The following is a 21910-nucleotide window of genomic DNA, read 5'->3' as shown; positions in this document are numbered from 1 at the left end:
AACTTCACCTATGCTGTATCTCCGGTTACTACATCGTCGTATTGGCTATTGCACAGTAATAGCCCTGCTGCCGCTAGTTGTATACGCGCAGGTGAAGAAGAAAGCAGGTACTGAACCGACAGTTTACCAGGATGTGCCTTTCTGGCAGGAGTACCACGAGGCGTACCCTTTACCCGCCCGGTTGGGAGACCAACAGGTGCGAAGCATCGCGGTGGACGATCAACTGGCGGTATGGATCGCTACGGCCTCGGGGATATACATGAAAAAAGCAACTGATACTACCTGGACCAGCCCGCTGGCAGAGGCGGATCATGGACCGGCCTTTTCGGTAGTTAAGGACCGGGGTAGCGTGTGGATGAGTACCTGGAACGGCGTCTACCGATCAACCAACGGACGCGTACAGAAAGTGGAAGGAGTGCAGTCGCCCGTTTCGGTACTTTGCCCGGCTCCGGAGGGGATGTACGCCCTTGGTCCTCATGGTTGCTGGCTATACCGAGGCGAAAAGTTTGAGAAGATGGAGTACCCGCTGGCCCGCTCGGTCCGGAGTGCCATTTCCGACGGCAGGGGAGGTATATGGGTAGCCAGTGATGTAGGGCTGTACCATGCCAGCCCCGCCCTACTGAAGCATTTTCAGAACAAAGAAGAACTAAGGAGCGCCTACGCCAGAGGCGTAGCTCTGGACCCAAACCAAAAATTATGGGTAGGTGGCCTGGGTGGCGTGACCGTGCTGGCTAACGGTAAAAAGGAACGGGTTCTGGAGACGAAGGATGGCATACCTTCGGTGTGGGTCAACTGCGTAGAGCGTGCACCGGATGGTAGTATGTGGGTAGGTACCCCTGTAGGGGTGGTAAGGTACCATCCCGACGGGAGCCACTCGCTCCGGTTCAGCCGTCGCTGGCTGCTGGACGATCAGGTCCATGATATAGCCTTTGATAAGCATGGCAACGCCTGGATCGCTACCAGCCAAGGCGTGAGCGCCATCAAAAAGAGGCAAATGACGCTGGCCCAGAAGCAGGAGTACTTCTACGACATCCTGATGAAGCGACACATCCGGCCCCCCTGGATTGCCGGGCAGTGCCACCTGAAGGTACCCGGCGATGTAACCTCCTGGCAGCCCGAAGATGATGACAACGACGGCGAGTACACCAGCATGTATCTGGCCACGGAGTGTTTTCGTTACGCCGTTACCAAAGATCCCGATGCCAAAGTTAAAGCCAAAAAAGCGTTTGAGTTCCTACGGAAGCTGCAGGAGGTAACGGGTACGGAGGGATTTTTTGCCCGTACCTTCGTCCCGTCCAGCTGGGACACTACCCGGCTCCACGATGGCAACCGTACCTATACCGTACGGCAGCGGGCCGACGAGCTGGTCAAGGAGCCCCGGTATAAGCCGGTCGAAAACCGGTGGCGGAAGTCCGGGGACGGGCAATGGCTCTGGAAGGGGGATACCAGCAGCGATGAGATGTGCGGACACATGATGGGCTACTACTTCTACTATGAGCTGGTGGCCGATGAGGCCGAAAAAGCGGTGGTACGAGAGCATGTGCGTAAAATAGTAGATTACCTCATAGCCCACGACTTCAATTTTGTAGATACGGATGGTACCCCTACGCGCTGGGCGGTGTGGTCGCCCGCGAAGCTGAACCGTGACCCCGAATGGGCACCAGACCGCAATCAGAATTCGATGGAGCTACTGGCATTTATGAAGTTTGCCTACTCCATCACGGGTGATGACAAGTACCAGCAGGCATACCGGATGCTGATCGAGCAGGAAGGGTACCTGGATAACATGGCTAACATCAAAAACCAAAACCCAGCCTGGTTTATCTACTTTGACGTGATGTTGTCGGCGTACTGCTACCCGCTGCTGCTCAAGGGAGAAAAAGATCCCAAGCTGCTGGCCTTTTACCAGAACCACATGGACGAATGGCTCGAAAGGCGCACGGCCGACCACAATCCGCTGATCAACTTCCTGTACAATTACTCCCGCAACAAAAAGGTAGAGCTGGCACCATCCGTCAACTTCCTGATCGACACCCCGCTGGACTTGATTGACTGGACCATCGACCATACCAAACGGGAGGACGTCCGGCTGGTACATACGCCGGTCCTGGACGAACTGCAGGTTGATCAGCTCCCTCCCGCCAGTATACGTACCACCGTCAGGTGGGACAAAAATCCCTGGGCTGCCATTAATGGCTATCCGGATAAGGAGCGGGAGCCGGTATTCTGGCTGCTGCCCTACTGGATGGGCCGCTACCTGGGCATGATTCGCTAACTCTATACCCGCTACCTTAAGTACTTATGAAAAGATTATTTTTATTCCTGCTGATTAATCATTTTTCCTCCTTATACCTGGCGGCCCAGACGCCTCCGGCCAATCCGTACCTGGTACGTCAGATGCTGATCTTCCCCGTGCAGGAGCAGCATGTGCACGGCAGCAGCCTGGTCAGCCTACCCAACGGCGATTTCCTGACGGTGTGGTTTCAGGGAAGTGGAGAGCGTACCGCCGATGATGTCAAAATCATGGGAGCGCGTCTGCGTAAAGGGGAGAAAGCCTGGAGCGAGCCGTTCCTGATGGCCGACACACCCCATATACCCGACTGTAATCCGGTACTCTTCCTGAATAGCCAGGGCAAGCTGTTTCTGGTGTGGATTGCTGTTCAGGCCAACCGCTGGGAGCATTCCATACTTCGATTCAGAACCTCTACGGATTATACCAAAGCCGGCGCACCCGTCTGGAACTGGCAGGACAATATCCTGCTCAAGCCTGATGACAGCTTTGCCAGTGAAACCGAAAAGCGTTTCAAAGAGCTACCGCGCCAGGGAGCGGGCTGGTCGGAATACGCCCCCAGCTACGATAAGCAGATCATCGAAGCCAGCAAAGACCTCAGAAAACGGAGTATCGGCTGGATGACCCGCATCAAACCTCTAGTATCTCCGGGCGGGCGCATTATACTACCGCTCTACTCCGACGGGTACAATATGTCCCTGATGGCTATTTCGGAGGATGATGGGTCTACCTGGCGCCCCAGCCTGCCCGTAGTGGGGCGGGGACCAATCCAGCCGGCGCTCGCGCAACGGAAGGATGGAACGCTGGTGGCCTACATGCGGGATAGCGGTGACTATCCGCCCCGGGTTCATGTCAGCGAATCAAAGGATCAGGGAGTAAGCTGGACCGCCTCCCAAAAGTCGGATATACCCAATACGGCCAGCGTAGAGTTACAGGTACTTCGCGACGGGAAGTGGGCTTTCCTAGGCAATGATCTGGAGGATGGCCGCTACCGGCTCAGCCTTTTCCTGTCGGAGGATGAAGGCAAAACCTGGAAATGGAAAATCCCAATTGAGAACAATGAACCGGGTAAGGGAGGCTTCTCCTATCCCTCGCTGATCCAGACAGCGGATGGGTTGCTGCATATGACTTACTCCTATCATCCCACGCCCACCGGAAAATCCATCAAGTACGTGGTGATAGATCCTAAAAAAGTCACCATTTAATAATATATATATATTTAGGGCAGGGTGAGTAGTCTTTTTGATTGCTTAAAAAGTACTAAATACATAAAGCTTTTGTACAAGTGCTACCAGATTGTCTGCTGTCGTTGTACATCATTCCTAAACCCGGTTTACATCCTATTCATGCGCTCCGTTTTCTACCTCTTTTCGCTAGTGGCTTTGGTTGGTCTCTTCTCCTGTAGCAAGAAGATCAGCCCTCTCCCGGTACACCAGGATACACCTTTTATCCAGGATTTCAGTGTAAAGTACTATTATCAGAATCCTGACGTAAATCTGCTCCGAGCCTATACCGACCGCAATGGTGCAGTCAAGGTGTATTCCAGCGGGGGCGTACTACATCCCTCGGGTGGTCAGTTCCTGGTGCCGGGTACCCTCATTCCCGACAATACTTACCGTACCCTGCAGAGCAAAACCATCCAGGGGGTCAATCTGTATGACCAGCAGTTTGTGCTTTTGAGTAATGAAGCCGTACTAAGTAATGCCTGGGCTGGTAAACTAAATAATAAGCATGCGGTACCTACGGGTAAGCTATTTGAGGGTGGGGCTGATTTCGAGTTTCTGGTATCTGACGGGCGCTCTCTTCATCTGGTGAAGGATTCGAAAGCCCGGTGGAACGGTACCCTTGCCGGTGATGAAGTAGTAGACCTCCGGTTTCAGCAAGGCACCAACCGGTATTGGGTGCTGGGTACCAGGGGGCTTTACCTGCTGGATCCGATGACAAGTACCTTAACTAAGGTACATGATGGCGCCGGCTTCACAGCTTTTGATCTGGCGGATCAGGGGCGTAAGGCTATCATAGGTACCCGCGACGGCTACCTGGAGTATGATGTAGTAGGTCGGAAGCCACTGGGGGAAATAAAGAGAAGGCTCCCTACCACAGATATAACCAGTGTCAAAGAGATAGACGGAAAGCTTTGGATAGGTACCACCGAAGGGGCCTTTGCCGTACGGCCCGACGGGAAGTTTGACTACTACTACGGTGAGCGGTGGCTTCCGGGCAACCACGTCACCCACCTGTCCCAGGGACCTGATGGGTCGGTACTGGTACTTACTACCGCCGGACTGGCTCAGCTGCACTTCAAGCCTATGACCCTGCACGAGAAGGCCCTCCTGTTTGACAGGCAGGTACGGAGCCGCCACATTCGGAACGGGTTCAACGCCAGCATCAGTGGTATGGAAAAGGGAAATCCGGCAACGGGCTTCATGGCGGATTCCGACAACGATGGATTATGGACATCCATGTACCTGGGCGGTGAGATATTCCGGTACGCGGTCACCAAAGAACCCGAAGCCCTGCAGAACTGCCGGGAGTCGCTGGATGCCATGGAGCGGCTGTACACCATTAATCCGGTACCCGGTTTTCCGTCCCGATCGTTTGAGCGCAGCGGGTATATCGAGCAACTATCCGATCCGGAGCGCTGGCAGCACGCCGAAGACCCCGAGTGGGACTGGAAGGCTACCACCAGTAGTGATGAGGCCATCGGTCATATCTTTGCCTTTGGTGCCATGGCTGAACTGGTGGATGATCCGGAGCTGAAAAGCCGGGCCATCAGCCTGATCGATACCCTGATGGGGCATATAGTCAAAAATGATTTCTACCTGATTGACTACAACGGTAAGCCCACCCAGTGGGGCAAGTGGCATCCTGACTATGTCAATGGCTTTCCGATCAATATAGGTGACCGTAAGCTGAACTCCTCCAACATCATCGGGATGCTGCAGACGGCTTACCATTTTACCGGAAAGGAAATCTACAAGCAAAAAGCCTTTGAGCTGATGCAGCAACACGGGTACCTGGAAAACCTGATGCGCCCCATGAGTGAGATTGGGAAAGCTCCTGAGGGGGCCGATTCCCACAGCAAGAACCTGTCGGAATACTGGAACCACTCCGATGATGAGATGTACTACGTGGGATACTGGGGACTGTATCGCTATGCGTTTAATGATAGTCTAAAGGCCATGTACAAGACGGCCATCCTGGATCACTGGGAGGCGGAGCGTCCCGAAAAGGAGGGGCTCTGGAATATATTTACGGCTATCACCGGAGTACCTGACTTTGACCTGAATGAGGCCATCTGGTACCTGCAGGAGCACCCCCTCGACCTCATCGACTGGACCATCAAGAACAGCCATCGCAAGGATATCGATAAGCTGGAAACCAATTTCAGAAGGCAAGCCATCAAAGAGGTACTTCCGCCGGACGAGCGACCCATTCAGCGGCATAATTCCAATATGTTTGATCTGGACAGAGAGCATGGCAATGGTACTTCGGAGCATAGTGCCGGGGATATATGGCTGCTGCCTTACTGGCTGGGGCGCTACCTGGGCGTGATCAGCCCGCCCGTTAAGTAATTGGCAGGGGGACTTTTTATACCTGGATCGGATGAAACGGACGCGGCTCCTTATCTTCGTACTTTTATTATTAATACAGGTCCGACTTTCTATGCTTTTGGCTCAGCCAACCTCCTTACCTCAGGAAATACAACTCACCCATGACCTGAGGTACCACCATGATCTGGACAACAACGACAACTTCTCCCCGGATGATCAGTGGCTGGTGTACGACACCCGTACCGATGGGGGAGGTATAGCCGAGTCGTCTACCATTGAAAAGGTACATGTCGGCACAGGTGAGAAAAAAGTACTGTACCACATCCCTCATAACAAATCCTGGGGACCGGGGGCAGGAGCGGTTAGCTACCACCCCACCCGAAATGCCGTTGTATTCATCCATGGACTACAGAATGCCACCGAGCAGTACCCCTACCAGCAGTGGCGGCGTACGGGTGCCATGATTGATGAGGAGCATGGCCCTTCTCCCATTTTTATCGATGCCCGCGATGTTGTTCCGCCTTTTACACCGGGAGCCTTGCGGGGAGGTACCCACCGCCACGAGTGGAGTGGCGATGGTCAGTGGATAGGCTTCACCTACAACGACGCCATCATGAAGGCCATCAAAGACCAAACCGGTAAAAAGGTGAACCTGCGTACCATTGGCGTCTCCCGAAAGCTACGGCCCGTTCAGGTTGAGTTTGATCAGGCGGGGGAGAATGTACCCGGCATCTGGTATTCGGTACTGGTGGTGCGGGTAGTACCTGAGCCCGAGCCCGGCTCCGATGAGATCAGTTACGCCGCCTGGGATAGCTGGGTGGGGACCCGGGGCTATGCAAAGGCTGACGGCACCTGGCAGGTAGCGCGGGCTTTTATAGGTACTGTCAGGGACAAAAAGGGGCAGCCCGTTGACGAGGTTTTTGTCGTAGATATACCCGATCAGATAGATCAGCCGGGCGAATGGGGGCCGCTGGAAGGAGCCACTACCCATTTTCCCATGCCACCCAAAGGGACCGTTCAGCGGCGACTTACCTATACAGCCGGAACTGCGCATCCGGGTACAGCGGGCATTGTCCGATCATCGCCGGATGGTAGTCAACTGGCTTACCTGGCCAGGGACAGCCGGGGGATCAGGCAGGTATTTCTTATTTCTCCCGTAGGAGGTACTCCTGTTCAGCTCACGGAGCACGAGTCGGACGTTGAGGGAAGTGTACGATGGTACCCAGGCGGGCAGAGCCTATCCTATGTGTGGGACGGAAGCCTGATGCTCTGTAAAGTGGGGAAAGGTACCTTTGGGGAAAGGAGCCGCAGGCTGACTCATCCTACTACGCCTTCACCCCTCAATCCGGTTTGGTCGCACGATGGAAAGACGCTGGCCTACAACCGCTACGTACCTGAACCAAAGTCCGGAGTACCTACCAAACAAATCTACTACATCCGTCCGGACTTGTAGGTTTCCCTATTTATCCCTCAGGGCTTTGACGTATGAATCAAAATGCCGGCGTAGTGCCTCCCAATCTTTATTCTTGATCATTTTTTTATCAAAGAGCTGACTGCCAACACCTAGTCCATCCGCGCCGGCCCACAGGAACTGCCCGATGTTATCGAGACTTACTCCCCCCGTGGGTATTACCTTGATCTGGCTAAAAGGGGCCTTTACATCTTTGATGAAGTCAGGTCCCAGTGAAGTAGCCGGGAATACCTTCACCATAGAGGCGCCCAATGACCAGGCTTCGTAAATTTCGGTGGGGGTGAACGCACCGGGGAAGATTGGTACACCTACGTTCACACACGCTTTGATAACATCCCGGTTGATGATGGGAGTCACTATAAACTGAGCTCCGGCATCCAGCGCTCTCTGCAGATCATCCTGATTACAGACGGTACCCGCGCCCACGTTGAGCTGGGTAGGGTAGTGCTGCCGTACGTAACGGATCATATCTTCCACCCCCTCCGAGTTCATGGTAACTTCCAGTGTAGTCAGTCCGGCTTCCAGGTATATGGGAATAATCCGCTCCAGGATATCCTGGGGAACATGACGGAGTATGCCTACCAGTGGGGTTGCATTGAAAAGTTGCCACGAAAAAGGAGTTGTGGGTAGTGAAGATGTCATCTCGTGAATAAAGTATAAGTGGGTGACTATATTTATTTAGAGGTAGTACGCCGACTAGTGAGTAGGTAGCTGTACTATTGAAATCCAGAAATCTTCAATATTACGGATAATCTTGATGAACTTGTCCAGGTCAACGGGCTTGCTGATAAAGCAGTTGGCCTGGTTGTCATACGACTCTTTGATATCTTTTTCAGAGGAGGAAGTAGTCAGTATGATGACCGGAATCCTTCTGAGCCGGTTGTTATGCTTGATATACGATAGTACTTCCTTGCCATCCATCCTGGGCAGATTCATATCCAGCAGGATGAGGTCAGGCAGCTCAAAGTCCTCATCTGATAGTAATTCAGTAGCCTCCACACCATCGCGCGCAACGATAATGGTATTCCTGATTTTCCCTTCTGACAGCGCCTCCTTCGTCAGGACTATATCGCCTTCGTTATCTTCTACCAGCAGGATGCGGATAGGTTTCTGAATATAAGACATATTTACTTTTTATTTACAGATTTGGGAATGAATGTATAAAAAATATTTACTAGTATCAATTCTCAGCTTTTTTTACGCCAAAGTTTTCACTGTAACCAAACTACTTGCTTACGGTGAAATAAAAAGTACTACCCTTGCCCGCTTCGGATTCCACCCATATTCTTCCTCCGGTTTTATCCATGATTTTCTTACAGATTGCGAGTCCTATACCCGTACCTGAGTAGTCGTTCCGGAGGTGGAGTCGCTGGAACAGGATGAAGATTTTGTCATGGTACTTTTTATCGATCCCGATACCATTATCCGTAATACCCACTATCCAATCGTGCTGTTCCTCTCTGAGAGAAATGGTGATCTCGGGAGCGTCATCACTCCGGTACTTGATGGCATTACTGATCAGGTTCTGGAAGAGTTGGACCATGTACAGCCTGACACTCCTTACCACCGGCAGGGGCTCTACCTGCACCCGGGCCCCATGCTGATCGATCTGGGGCTGGAAGTTCTGGACTACCTCGCTGACTACCTCATTGAGATCTACTTCCTCCTGACGCGTCATCTTGTTGTTGAGCCGGGAGTACTCGAGCAGGTCCGTAATCAATTTTTTCATCCGACCCGCTCCCTCGACGGCGTAGTTGATGTACTCCTGACCCGTTGGGTCCAGCTGATCGGCATACTTCTTCTGCAGGAGCTGCAGGAAGCTGGTAATCATCCGGAGGGGCTCCTGTAAATCATGCGAAGTAACATTAGCAAACTGCTCCAGTTCCTTGTTGGAAGCTACCAGCTGCGCAGCCCTGACCTCCAGTTTTTCGTTCAGTTCTTTCAGCCGGGCCTGGTGGTAGCTGCGCTGCGTTACGTCCTGCATGGCACCGATCATTCGTATAGGTGTCCCCTCAGCGTCAGTGATGACAAGACCCCGGTCTATCACGTAGGCGTAGGCTCCATCGGCCTTGCGGTAGCGGTACTCTTCGGTCCAGTTGATGTCGCCGTTTTTGATGGCCCTATGGATGCTATCTATTACCTGTTCCTTTTCCTCCGGATGTATACGGGCGTACCAGTCGTTGATATTGTCGTTTTCATCATCAATGATATACCCAAACAACTCCTGATAGCCATCCCCAAAGTGGAGCCTGTTGGTGGTAAGATCCCAGTCCCAAATGGCATCAAAGGTTGCTTTGATAGCATACTTGTATCGATCCAGCGACTCTGTAAGCGCTTTACCGATTTTTACTTTTTCGGTGATATCGTTACATACTACCAGCATGCTGGCCCTTCCGTTGAATTCAATGGGATACCCCGTTATTTCTACGTTGATAATTTCACCGCTCTTCTTGATATGTCGCCATTCACCAAATTGGTTGATAGCCTCTCTGTTCAGGTATCTCATCGCCTCCCGAAAGTGCAGCAGGTCTTCCTGCGGTCTGATATCGGTTACCTTTAGCGCCAGGAACTCCTCCCGTGAGTAACCATAATGCTCGATGGCGGCATTATTTACGTCTTTGATGTGGTAGGTTTCCAGATCAAAGATCCACTCGGGTAAGGGGCTATAACGGAAAATAGTACGGTACTTTGACTCTGATTCTTTGAGGGCATTCTCAATGTTTTTCTGTTCGGTAATGTCCTGTATAGTTCCCTCAAGCCGGTAGGGCTTACCATCCTGATCATAGTGCACCATCCCACTTTCCTGCACGATCCGGATGGTGCCATCTTTCAGTATGATGCGATGTTCGAGCTGGATGGTTCTCTTTTCATCAACGAAGTACTGCAGATCCTGCCGGAATTTCTCCCGGTCCTCCTGATGTATCAAGTTATAGAACAGATCGACCTTACTGTCAGCTGAATCCATATCTATACCCAGAATATTGTAGATCTGATCAGACCAGTACAGATTCCTGGTAGCAATATCGTAATCCCAGTACCCTAGTCTGGCTATCTGGTGGGCGTTTTCCAGGCGCTGGTTGGCTTCTTTCAGTTTTTGCTCAGACAGTTTCTGTTCAGTATTGTCCCGTCCGATTGCATACATCCGTTTATCGCGCTCATCCCATATCGCCGACCACACCATCGGTACAATGGTCCCATCCTTTCGTAGTACCCGGTTTTCAATGTTGGTCATTGGGGTTCCGGCCCGTATCTCCACTCTTGCCTTTTCTGTCAGGTTGAAGTCTTCACCATACACGAATGACAGCGCCTGCCGGCCTATCATCTCTTCGGGTTCGTAACCCAGTATGGTTCTGGCGGCATTACTTACTTCCTCAAAGGCTCCTGATTCATCAATGGTACAGATCAGATCCAGCGAGAAGTCCATAACCTTACTAAGGTCGTTCACGGCTTTTTCCAGTTGCTGCTTGCTTTCCTCTCCTTCCTGTAGGAGCTGGCGTAGCTGTTCTTCCTGGTGTTTGAGCCGGGAGATATCCAGCATCATGGTACTGTTGCGCTCCTGACCAAACTGATCTATGAACATGACCGACGAGAACAGGCACGGTATCAGCGTACCATCCTTAGCTCTTACCGTGAGTTCACCCGAGACGCGGCCATTTTCAGATCGCTCTTTGATCATAGGTCGCAGGTGCTCATCGTCTTCTACAATGATTCCCTGTCTTCCTATTTTTTTGAACTCTTCATTAGAATACCCGAACAATTCGCTGGCCCGCTTATTGGCTTCCAGAATACTACCATCGGGCTGGCCCAGGAAGAAGGCAAACAGCGAGTTTTCAACAATGGAGCGATATTTGGCCTCACTGGTCTTCGTTACCAGCTCGGCCAGTTTTTGCCAGGTCACATCCTGAAAGGTACCGAACAGCTTAATGGTTTTGTTGTGAATACGCACCGGTTTGCAGGTAACCCGTATCCATTTGGCAGTGCCTTTGACGGTGACACATTCCAGTTCCAGACTAAAAGCATCTCCTTTCTCAATAGAGTTCTGGATGGCCTGCTGAAGCAGACTGGAGGCCGCCGGGTTGAAATAGGTGTGCAGGCTTTCCTCGGTAATGGTGGTGTTGGCAGGTACCTCAAAGATAGAATATACCTCTTCAGTCCAGATCACTTCGCGCGAAGTGACGGGCATCTCCCAACCACCTACCTTGGCTGCTTCCTGTGTTTCTACCAGCAGCTCTTTGTACCGGTTGTTTTCGGTAATATCCCGTACCGACGTTACCTTGAAGCGATTCCCGTTGGGCTGCACGAGTAGTTCGGCGCTTACGTACACATCTATGATACTGCCATCCTTCCGCTGCACTTTCCATTCGCCCGGTATCTCTGTTCCCTCCCTAATAAAGTCGTCGTGGGAGATCTGGGCCATGACCCGGTTTTCAGCAGGGACTACCAGCGTAAAGCTCTGCCCTACCAGATCTTCCTTGGCGTAGCCGTACAGGCGGGCGTATTGATTGTTCACGGACACAAAGCGTCCGTCTTTATCCGTAATGCAAATACCGATGGAGGTAGCGTTGAATACAGAATTCAGCATTTGCTCAGACAGGTACAGATCCTGCTGGATTTTCTTCTGATCGGTAATCTCCATCATCCCAATGGAGATTACTTTCACTTCGCCACCCTCATCTATGACGGGAGAGATATTCAGAATGTACCAGCATTCGTTACCCTTGACATCCAGCAGCTTTCGCTCCACGGCCACCACTTCACCCTTGCTGACAGTACCCAGATCCTGTATGAATGATTCAAGAAGCTGTGGTTCCAGCAGGTCAATGACCGATTCTCCGGCTCTGATCTTTCGGTTACGCAGCCGTTTGAACGTTTCTTCGGAGGTGGGGTTGAAGGCGATGATTTTGTAAGTCGTATCTATAAGGATAAACGACTGCAGCGTATTTTTCAGCAGGGCGTCCAGGTTGGCCTGGTTTACTTTAAGGAGTTGTTCCTTTCGTTCCAGTTCTTCATTGGCAGCTTTTAGCTCGGCATAGGCTACCTGGATCTCTTCGTTAGTCGACTGCAGCTCCTCGTTGGTCGTTTCGAGTTCTTCGTTGGATGACTGCAGCTCCTCGTTGGTCGACTGCAGCTCTTCGTTGAGGGACTGGAGCTCCTCATTTGTCGTTTCTATTTCTTCAATGTAGGTCTGAAGGTGCTCCTTAGTAGCCAGGAGCTCCTGTTCCAGCTCTACCATCCGGCTGTTTTCGACGTTCTGGTCGTGAACGGATACCCCCTGAACCATAAGTTCCTGGAGGTCCAGCCGCTCAAAAATAACCACAAACAACTCCTGGGTAGCCTCCGTATAGATAAGGGGTTTGATCAGGACGCGTACGTAGTGCGTCTGCCCGAAAAGGTCAAACTTACGAATATTGCTCCGCATAGGCTGGCGGTCCCGGATGGCCTGCGTAATTACGGACCTGAGCTCAATCTGGAGCTCTTTATTCACCAGTTTCAGGATATTGGCGTTCATGGTACCCGCCGAAAGAGACAGGTACAGGCGTACATCTCCGTTTACCTCTTGAATATCAAACGAATCGTTGATCACTACATAGGGATGCTCAAAGGTATTGAAAAGGGTTTCCTTGACCAGATCCGAGATAGAACGCTCATTGGATGGCTTCTTGACCGTCGACTGGGGTACCGGGTTGAGCTGCGCTTTCAGAACAGAAAACTTAATGGCGTTCAGACTACCGCCCCGCTTGCGCTGAAACAGTTTGTACTTGCCATCCAGGGTGGTAAACAGGTCGGAGAAGTGGCCCACGGTTTCGGACTTACCCAGGAACAGGTACCCATCCGGGTTGAGTGAGTAATGAAACAGCGGAATAACCTGCTTCTGGAGGTTGGGTCCAAAATAGATGAGCAGGTTGCGGCAGCTGATCAGATCCAGCTTCAGAAAGGGCGGGTTGTTGGTAACGTCATGCCTTGAAAAAAGGACCATCGAGCGTATGGACTTCAGCAGCTCGTAGGTGTCACCATTTTTGATAAAGTAGTTAGTGAGCAGATCTTCCGGTACATTCAAAACGGAGCTGGCCGGATACACTCCTTTGCGGGCAAAGGATATGGCCCGTTCGTCAATATCCGTGGCAAAGATCTGTACCGACAGCTTCTTTTTGGTTTCCTTAATAAGGGTGCACAGCAGGAGTGCGATGGAGTAGGGCTCTTCGCCCGTGGCGCAGCCCGGACACCAGATGCGTATCGTCTCTCCCTCCGGCTTATCGGCGATCACTTTCCGGAGGTAGTGGCTGAGAGCATCATACGCTTCTTTGTCCCGAAAAAAATTGGTTACTCCGATCAGTATAGCGTTAAACAGTTCATCCAGTTCTTTGGGATGCTGTTCGATGTAATTCAGATAAAAATCAACGGTGGGAATGGACAGGACCGCCAACCTCTTTTCGAGCCGGCGACAAATCGTCGAGGGTTTGTAGTTGGAGAAATCAGTACCCGTACGCTTAGACAGTAACTTGAACACTCTGTCCAATCCGGGACTTTGAGATATTTCCTCCTTCAGGGATGTTTTGGTTACTTCCGGATTCAGGATATGCTCTTTGATCTCTTCCCCCATCTTATCGGGTGAGAGTACTACGTCTGCTACACCCGTTTCGATAGCAGCCAGGGGCATGCCGTTGTACTTGGCGGTTTGTGGCTCCTGAGCTATGATAAATCCTCCGTTTGCCCTGATGGCTTTGACCCCCGCAGCTCCGTCGGTTCCGGTACCAGAAAGTATCACTCCAATGGTTTTGTCCTTGTACTGTTCCGCCATGGACTTGTAGAGAATATCTACGGATGGCTTGGGACCAGTGGGGGACTGGGGTTTCGTCAGGTTGAAGCGACCCTGTACAATGGTGATTTCGGTATCGGGCGGAGTAATGTAGATACAGCTTTTCTGAATAGGAGCATTGTGCTTTGCCTCGGTAACGCCCAGCCGGGTTTCCTTACTAAGCAGCTGTACCAGCATACTCTTGTGCGTAGGGCTCAGGTGCTGGGCAATGATGATTGCCACATCTTCCAGATCGGCCGGAAAGTGGGAAAGAAAGTCCTGTAGGGCCTCCAGACCACCCGCCGAGGCTCCTACACCAATCAGGTACAGCGGCGAATCGTTTTTGCGAGGGGTAGGGTCGGCTTGTTTCTTTCTGGATTCTTTTCCGGAAGAGGGGTGCTCAGCATTCATAGTGTTCACTACTTAGAAAGAGGGAAATAAACCTTAAAGGTAAGCAACATTTTGGATAGGTGGGTGAGCCACGTGGCAGGAAAAGTTATTGTACACAGGAGGGTACTAGTGTACTAAAAAAGAAGCGCAGCTTTGAGTTATCAAAGCTGCGCCGGCACTAATCACAACCAAAAAACTTTTATGTATCTGATGATGGGTCTCCCGGGGAGCAATAGTGAGAGTAAAACGATTTCGCAATAAGAACCTTACTGAGCAACTGTCTGCTCTTGCAGGTAGTTGCTCAACTGCCCCACCGTACGAATCTCATTCATTTGTTCATCAGAGATACTTAGATTAAACTCCCTTTCCAGCGTCATCATCAGATCAACCGTCTCCAAGGAGTCCAGACCCAGATCGCGCGTAAAGCTGGCCTCCGGTGTAACAGCCGTACGTTCTACACCCATTTCTGAAAGTATATCAGTGATCTTGATGAAAATGGGATCTTGTAAAGAAGTATTCATAGTTAATTGTTGCCTGCACAGGCTTTTGATAGAAGGAGAATTATGTCGTGGAATAGCAGCTCACTTTGGTGGCCGGTTTTATTGCGGCCCGGGTTCCACCACCCGGGCCGCGTTTATTCTGTGTAAGTACCTGGGACTAAGCCGGGATAAGCTCCTCCTCGGTATTTTTCTTTTTACGCTTCTTCTTACCCAGGCGCTCCTTGATGCGGTCCACCACGAGGTACATCGAAGGCACGATGAATAGGGTAAGTATCAGCGAACTGGTCAGACCACCAATGATCACCCACGCCATACCGTTCTTGGACTCGGCACCCGCACCGCTGGCCAGGGCTATCGGTAGCATACCGAAGATCATCGCCAGCGTGGTCATCAGGATCGGACGCAGACGTTCCTTACCCGCTTCAATCAGGGCGTGTACCACGTCCAGACCTTTGGCTTTGAGCTGGTTGGTAAAGTCCACGATCAGGATCGCGTTCTTGGCCACCAGACCCATCAGCATGATCATACCTACAATAGAGAAGACGGTCAGGCTCTCCATGGTCAGGGCCAGGGCCAGCAGGGCACCAATCAGGGCTACCGGTATGGAGAATAGTACCACAAACGGATATACCACACTCTCGTACAGCGCCACCATGATGAAGTACACCAGCAGGATAGCCATCAGAAGGGCCAGTCCAAGGCTACCAAACGCATCCGACTGTTGCTCCAGCTGTCCCAGGTACGAGATGCTGATCCCTTCCGGCAGCTTTACCTGCTCCATCTTCGCCTTGATATCAGCCCCTACGGTACCCACCGGGCGACCTACTACCTGAGCATTGATGGTGATGGATGACAGACGGTTGTTACGTTCCAGTACGCTCTCACCGATACGCTCCTCTACGTTGGCAAATTGCGAGAGTTCAATGGTGCGACCCTGGTTATTCACGAAGGTCAGGCGTTTGATGTCTTCCGGATTGGTACGGTCAAACTGATCCAGACTGATCTTAATATCGTATTCTTTACCATTCTGCTTGAACTTGGAGCGGTCATTGCCCCGGAAGGAGTTCTGCAGGGCCAGACCTACTTCAGAGGCATTTACGCCCAGTTGAGCCATTTTCTCCCGGTCCAGACTCACCGAGATTTCCGGCTTGGGATCTTTCACCGAGAACTTCACGTCCTGGGTACCTGGTATTGATTTGGTTACCTGAAGTACCTCCTCGGCGGCCTTACGAATGGTAGGCATGTCGGTACCTTTCACGGCGATCATGATTGGAGCCTGTGAGTTACCTACGATACCTACCGGGCTTACGGTTACCTTCACACCCGGTATCTGACCTACTTCCTTCTTGATCATTTGACCAAATTCTTCGGTCGATATCGAACGCTCTTTCTTATCGTTGAGCTTGACGTTCAGGTCAGCGATGTTGCTGTTAGAGGCGGTGGAAATACCGGAACTGGTATACCCTATGTTACTGAATACATTGACTACCTCCGGGTGCTTCATGATGATCTGCTCGGCCCGCTGCGCTACGGCATTGGTCTGGTAGATAGAAGCCGTAGGGGCCAGCTCTACCTGCACGCTCATCTCTCCCTGATCACTCTGTGACATAAAGGCAGCTCCGATAAAGCCCGCGGGTACCAGTGCGATGGCACCTACCATCATCAGGAATATACTGATGAACACCCAGCGCTTGTGGCCCAGGGCCCAGGTCAGGGTCTGTCCGTAGAAGTTGCTCAGGTTGGTGAGCATGTTCTCAAAGCCAATGTTAAGCTTGCCCCACAGGGTTTTAGGATTCAGTACTTCCATTTTACCAAAGCGCGAGGCCAGCAGTGGCGTCAGGGTAAACGATACCAGTAGACTCATCATCGTAGAGAATACCACTACCAGGGCAAACTCCCGTAGGATGTTACCGATCAGACCGCCCGTCAGAGCCAGCGGCACGAATACCACTATATCCACCAGGGTAATGGCAAGGGCGGTAAAGCCAATCTCATTACGACCTTCCAGAGCGGCATCCCGCTTCTTTTTGCCCATTTCCAGGTGGCGGTTGATGTTTTCGAGTACCACAATGGAGTCATCCACCAGGATACCTACTACCAGCGACAGGGCCATCAGGGTCATCAGGTTCAGGGAGAATCCCATGACGTTCATCAGGATGAAAGTTGGGATGATCGAAGAAGGCAGGGCTACCAGTACGAACAGGGACGAGCGGAAGCTATGCAGGAACAGTAGCATCACGATCGATACGATCACTATCGCCAGGAACAAGTCAAATACCACGGCATCGGCTGAGGCCAGGGTATACACCGACTGGTCAGCGGCAATGTTGAATTTAAGACCATCACTGGCGTACTGGGTCTCGAGCGCAGTGATACGCTCCTGTACCAGTTTACTTACGTCTACGGCGTTCGCATCCGACTGCTTCTGGATCTGAATACCGATTGAAGGCTTTGCATTAATGTGGTTGATAGCCGTAGGCTTAGCCTGTGAATCTACCACTTCGGCTACGTCTCTTAGGAGTACCTGAGTACCATCCGTACGCTGGGCTACAATCAGTTCGCTCAGGCGCTGGGTGGTCTCCACGTTGGCGTCAAATCGGATGGAGTACTGCGACTCGCGGGTTTCGAGCTGACCGGCTGGATAGCTGGTGTTAGCGGCATTGATAGCCTGAGATACCTGAGCGATGGACAGACCATAGGCGCGCAGTTTATTCTGATCCACGTTTACCTGGATTTCCCGCTCGGTACCACCGATTACGTTCACCTGCCCTACACCCGCTACGTTGGAGAGCTGGGGCTTGAGCTTGTCGTCGATCAGGTCGTACAGCTGGGTAGGCGTGAGGTTGGCAGTAACACCCATCCGGAGTACGGGCAGCTCATCCGTTGAGAACTTGTTGATGATGGGGCGGTCCGCCTCGTCGGGCAACTGGTTCAGGATCTGCTCGATTTTGCGCTGGGCATCCTGCTGCGTTTTGGTCACGTCAATACCGTTTTTCAGCTGGATGGTAACAATAGAGGCGCCCTCCTGAGATACAGAGTTAAGCTTATCCAGACCTTCCAGTGACGACAGAGCGTCTTCGATACGCTTGGTTACGTTGGTTTCTACCTCGTCGGCCGAAGCTCCCAGATAGGGCGTCACCACGCTGATTACGTTGGCTTCAAACTTGGGAAGCAGGTTGTATGACAGCTGCTTATAGCTGAGTACTCCAAACAGCACCAGTACAGTGAAGATGGTAGTGATCAGCAGGGGCCGTTTTATTGATAATTCGGTAATCGACATTTTTTTACGATTAAGTCTTAAATGAAGGATACAACAGAGAACCCGATTCGGTTAATTAGGGGTCCTTAGCGGGTTACCTGTACCGTAGCTCCGTCGCTTAGGTTGATCTGGCCGGTAGTGACTACCTTATCACCCGCCGAAAGACCACCCGTTACTTCTACGGACTCACCAAAGGTGCGACCCAGGGAGATCTTCCGCTGACGAACCACGTTACCTTCCACTACATATACATACGGATTCTTCACACTTTCCACCAGAGCCGAACGGGGAATCTGCAAAGCCATCTGCTTGGACTGCTGTGAAAAATCAACGTTAACAAAGGTTCCGGCTTTTAATACGTTGCCGTTACTGATGGTGATCTCTACGGGATAGTTATGATCTTGAGTTCCCTGTGGGGAGATGTAGCTAATGTGGCCGGTAAATACTTTATCGGGGAATACATCGGCACTTACCTTCACGGCTTGTCCTTCGCGCAGCGAGTACACATCTTTCTCGTTTACCAATACTTCGGCTTTTAGTCGTGATACATCCAGGATCGTACCCAATACAGTACCTGGACTTACGAATTCGCCGGGCTCCACGTTTTTCTTCACGATGCGTCCGCTGATAGGTGCTTTTACTGCGGCATCCTGGATCTGCTTCCTGATCTGCTCGGCCTGGTTCAGGGCGTTTTCGTACTGAAACTTAGTATCACTCACCTGTACTTCGGTAGCGGCGCTACCTTCCAGCAGGGTGGTATAGCGGTCTACGTCTTTCTTGAGCTTGCTGATCTGTAGCTGGGTTGCTTCCAGGGAGAGCTCCTTCAGTCTGTTATCTACCTGGATCAGCGTAGCGCCCTGTTTTACGTTTGAGCCCAGTTGAAAGGCTACGTTTGTTACTTTTCCCTGCGCTGTAGCCATGATATTGGCCTCTTTGAAGGGGATCAGATTACCTGTCTTGATGAGCTGCTGACTCACGGTTCCTTCGGTTACCTCGGCTACCGTTACCGGGATTGCCACAGTGGTAGCGACAGGGGGTTGGTTTTTCTCGTCTAACTTCTCCTTGTTAGCGGCCAGCTTGAAACCAACCAGAGCCACAATGGCCACAATAGCAGTAATGACGAATAGGGTTGTCTTTTTCATTTTATGGATGCTTTACTAATGATCAGAGTTGGTTATAGAAGTTAAGTAGTGTTCCTTGTGAGCTTTCCAGTTCCAGCCGTGCCTGGTAGGCATTCACCAGCGATCTGATGTAGTTGGTCTGGGACTCACGGTATGAGTTTTCGGCGTTGATCAGGTCAGTCAGCGGACGAGTTCCCTGCTTGTACTGCAGCAGAGTTACATCATATACCTTCCGGGCCAGCTCTACGTTCTGGTTGTCATTGTCCAGGTTAAGCTGCGCTCTTTGCAGTTGGGTCATGGCGTTGCTGAACTGTAGCTGGTAGGCTTTTGAGCTTAGTTTCTGCTGTTCTTCCAGAATGCTGATGTTTAGCCTGGATTGCTGTATCTGGGCCGAACGCCGGAAACCATCAAAGATGGGTACCGTCAGTCTCAGACCGATACTACCAAAGCCAGTAAACTTCTGGAACGACGGTAGCAACTCATTACCCAGTGCCAGCGAACCATAACGGGCGGTGGCACTCACCTTGGGCAGGTATCCCGCCTGTATCCGTTGCTGATCCAGACGCTGGAGTTCCAGAGCCGTTTCCTGCATTTGAAACTCTGTCAGGTTTCGGGCTTCAAAGCCTTGCGTGTTAGCCGAAGGACGCTTGGTCAGGATCAGGCTGTCCTGTAGGGCCAGTGGCGTTTCCAGGGGCATACCCATCTGAAACTTAAGCTGGTTCTGAGCCATGACCAGGGAGTTCTCGGCCTGGATCAACTGGGACTGGATGGTATTGTAGCTTACCTGCGTACGATCGTATTCGATGGGCTGGATGACACCATTGTCCCTTTGCAGTTTGAGTACGTTGAGTACCTGCTGAGTACGCTCGAGGTTATCTCTAAGAAGGGCTACCTGCTCCTGAGCTACAAATACCTGGTAGTAGCTGTTCGAGATCTGGTAGATGATTTCTTCCTTCGTCTGCTTGGCATTCAGTTCAGCCCTCACCTGATTAGGTTTGCTGGCCTTAATACCGATCAGAAGCGACTTGTCATAGATCACCTGCTCGGCCGAAGCAGTAGCGGTAGTCTGGTACTTGGAACCGAAGGCCACCCGGGTAGGTTCGGGACCGAATATACCGGCTGGCATCAGCGTTGACTGCAGCTTGATGTTATTATCCAAAGTAGATGAACCATTCACCTGGGGCAAATAACCCGAGATCGCTTCGCGGGCCTGCTGGTTGGCTACTTCGGTCTGGTAATCGGCAATGCGGATATTATTGTGATTCTTTAATCCGTATTCGATACTCTCTTTAAGGGTCAATGGATTCTGCGCCTGTACTCCCAGGGATGCAAGGAGTGCAATGAGGAGCAGCCAATTTGATTTACTATTCATATAATATTTATAATGTTAGCAAGGTAAAGTAGACATATCAACTAATTAACCATAAGGAAAAGATTAGGATTCCAGCATGGAAGCTAATTTCTTCAGTACGTTCAGCAATCCCTTCACTTCTTCTGGATTGAGGTGGTTGGTCAGTATTTTATCAAGTTCAAGCGTTCTTCCCATTACTTCCTGAGCTACCAGTTTTCCGGCAGGTGTCAGGGTGATCAGGTTGCGGCGGCGGTCATTTAAATCAGAGTTGATCCGGAGGTAGCCATCCCGTTCGAGCGTTTTAACAGATCGCTGTATACCAGCCTTATCCTTTTGAAGGAGATTAGCTATATCCTGTTGTGACAGGGGAACTTCGCAATGTAAATAAGCAAGAACCAGTATCTGAACCTGCTCTAGCTGCAATGAAAACCCTAATCGAGCCAGTTCACGGTTGGTAACCCGCCCCACCAGGTGTGACACCCTGAAGATATTCAGGATAAGGGTATCTGCCATGCCAGACAGCTCCACCGGGTTTATATGTTGTTCTTTTTGTTCGATCATGAGGCAAAACTAAATAAAGTAGATATATCAACCAAATAACAGGAGAGAAAATATTAAAATTCATTTTAGTCGCTGTTATTTATTGGATAGCTCGTTGAAAATTTAATACTAAACCATGGGGGTTAAGTAATTTTACCTATCTTGCAGCATCCAAAGCTATACATACCTGCGTTTAATTACGTTGTTGACCTGAACAACAGCTATCAATACAACAGACATTAGTAGCCAATCCGTGGTTTGCTGTCTGGTTCTGATCTTCGTTATCCTGCTGAACTACCAGCAGATCTATCATTCTACACACTATACATACTGGCGAGATTATGTAACAACCCAACCCATTTACAGCAAGCTTTTATGAGTGTAAAGCACTTCTTTCGAATGATCTTTATTACCCTACTACCGGGGGTGGTACTTCTTATGTTTGTAGCGACTTGTAGTACATAGCTACGTGGTCTTAAGAGTAGCTGAGTGAGGGCAGGTTCAGGGTGTTATCGCTACGTGGTAGGTACCCTTAGTATCTAACTGTACTGGTTACTAAGGTTATAGAATATTTGGTATAAAATTTATAGTTTATGTTGGTTATGAAACTCCATAAAAATGCTAGCCTTACTCTAAGG

The 21910-nt window shown here is 51.0% G+C and carries 12 protein-coding genes; 4 read left to right on the top strand and 8 right to left on the bottom strand.

Annotated elements, in window-relative coordinates:
* The first annotated feature begins 10 nt into the window (after positions 1-10).
* The 4 genes from JTN23_RS19475 (at position 11) to JTN23_RS19460 (ending at position 7297) form a co-directional block, all read left to right on the top strand.
* Complete coding sequence (locus JTN23_RS19475) at positions 11-2275, top strand: ligand-binding sensor domain-containing protein (protein ID WP_247236709.1); 2265 nt, start codon at positions 11-13, stop codon at positions 2273-2275.
* A 26-nt stretch (positions 2276-2301) separates the two neighbouring features.
* Entirely contained in the window at positions 2302-3495 is a 1194-nt protein-coding gene (locus tag JTN23_RS19470) for a sialidase family protein (protein ID WP_247236708.1), read from the top strand.
* A gap of 141 nt (positions 3496-3636) precedes the next feature.
* Positions 3637-5865, top strand: a complete 2229-nt coding sequence (locus JTN23_RS19465) for a ligand-binding sensor domain-containing protein (RefSeq protein ID WP_247236707.1) — start codon at positions 3637-3639, stop codon at positions 5863-5865.
* Positions 5866-5956: 91 nt separating this feature from the next.
* Positions 5957-7297 carry a DUF3748 domain-containing protein gene (locus JTN23_RS19460; protein WP_247236706.1) on the top strand — a complete coding sequence of 447 codons (1341 nt, stop codon included), beginning with the start codon at positions 5957-5959 and terminating at the stop codon, positions 7295-7297.
* Between the two features lie 6 nt (positions 7298-7303).
* Here JTN23_RS19460 and JTN23_RS19455 read toward each other — a convergent pair whose 3' ends face one another.
* From JTN23_RS19455 to JTN23_RS19420, 8 genes are all read right to left on the bottom strand, one after another.
* Positions 7304-7957, bottom strand: a complete 654-nt coding sequence (locus tag JTN23_RS19455; protein ID WP_247236705.1) for a bifunctional 4-hydroxy-2-oxoglutarate aldolase/2-dehydro-3-deoxy-phosphogluconate aldolase — start codon at positions 7955-7957, stop codon at positions 7304-7306.
* Positions 7958-8011: 54 nt separating this feature from the next.
* Positions 8012-8440, bottom strand: a complete 429-nt coding sequence (locus JTN23_RS19450) for a response regulator (RefSeq protein ID WP_247236704.1) — start codon at positions 8438-8440, stop codon at positions 8012-8014.
* A 100-nt stretch (positions 8441-8540) separates the two neighbouring features.
* Complete coding sequence (locus JTN23_RS19445; protein WP_247236703.1) at positions 8541-14522, bottom strand: PAS domain S-box protein; 5982 nt, start codon at positions 14520-14522, stop codon at positions 8541-8543.
* A gap of 245 nt (positions 14523-14767) precedes the next feature.
* Positions 14768-15022 (bottom strand): acyl carrier protein, encoded by a 255-nt coding sequence (gene acpP / locus JTN23_RS19440; protein ID WP_247236702.1) that lies wholly within the window; start codon positions 15020-15022, stop codon positions 14768-14770.
* Between the two features lie 136 nt (positions 15023-15158).
* On the bottom strand, positions 15159-18281 hold the full coding sequence (locus tag JTN23_RS19435) for an efflux RND transporter permease subunit (protein WP_247236701.1): 3123 nt from the start codon (positions 18279-18281) through the stop codon (positions 15159-15161).
* A gap of 65 nt (positions 18282-18346) precedes the next feature.
* Positions 18347-19402, bottom strand: coding sequence for an efflux RND transporter periplasmic adaptor subunit (locus JTN23_RS19430; protein WP_247236700.1), 1056 nt, complete (start codon positions 19400-19402; stop codon positions 18347-18349).
* Between the two features lie 22 nt (positions 19403-19424).
* A complete protein-coding gene (locus JTN23_RS19425; RefSeq protein ID WP_247236699.1) occupies positions 19425-20753 on the bottom strand; it encodes a TolC family protein in 1329 nt (442 codons plus the stop codon).
* 63 nt (positions 20754-20816) lie between these two features.
* Positions 20817-21293 carry a MarR family winged helix-turn-helix transcriptional regulator gene (locus JTN23_RS19420; RefSeq protein ID WP_247236698.1) on the bottom strand — a complete coding sequence of 159 codons (477 nt, stop codon included), beginning with the start codon at positions 21291-21293 and terminating at the stop codon, positions 20817-20819.
* Between the last annotated feature and the right edge of the window lie 617 nt (positions 21294-21910).

The organism is Telluribacter roseus (genome assembly GCF_017355915.2).
In the GTDB taxonomy this organism is placed as follows: Bacteria; Bacteroidota; Bacteroidia; order Cytophagales; family Spirosomataceae; genus Telluribacter.
The sequence above is the reverse complement of the archived record's forward strand: the minus strand, read 5'-3'. Positions and strand labels throughout refer to the sequence as shown.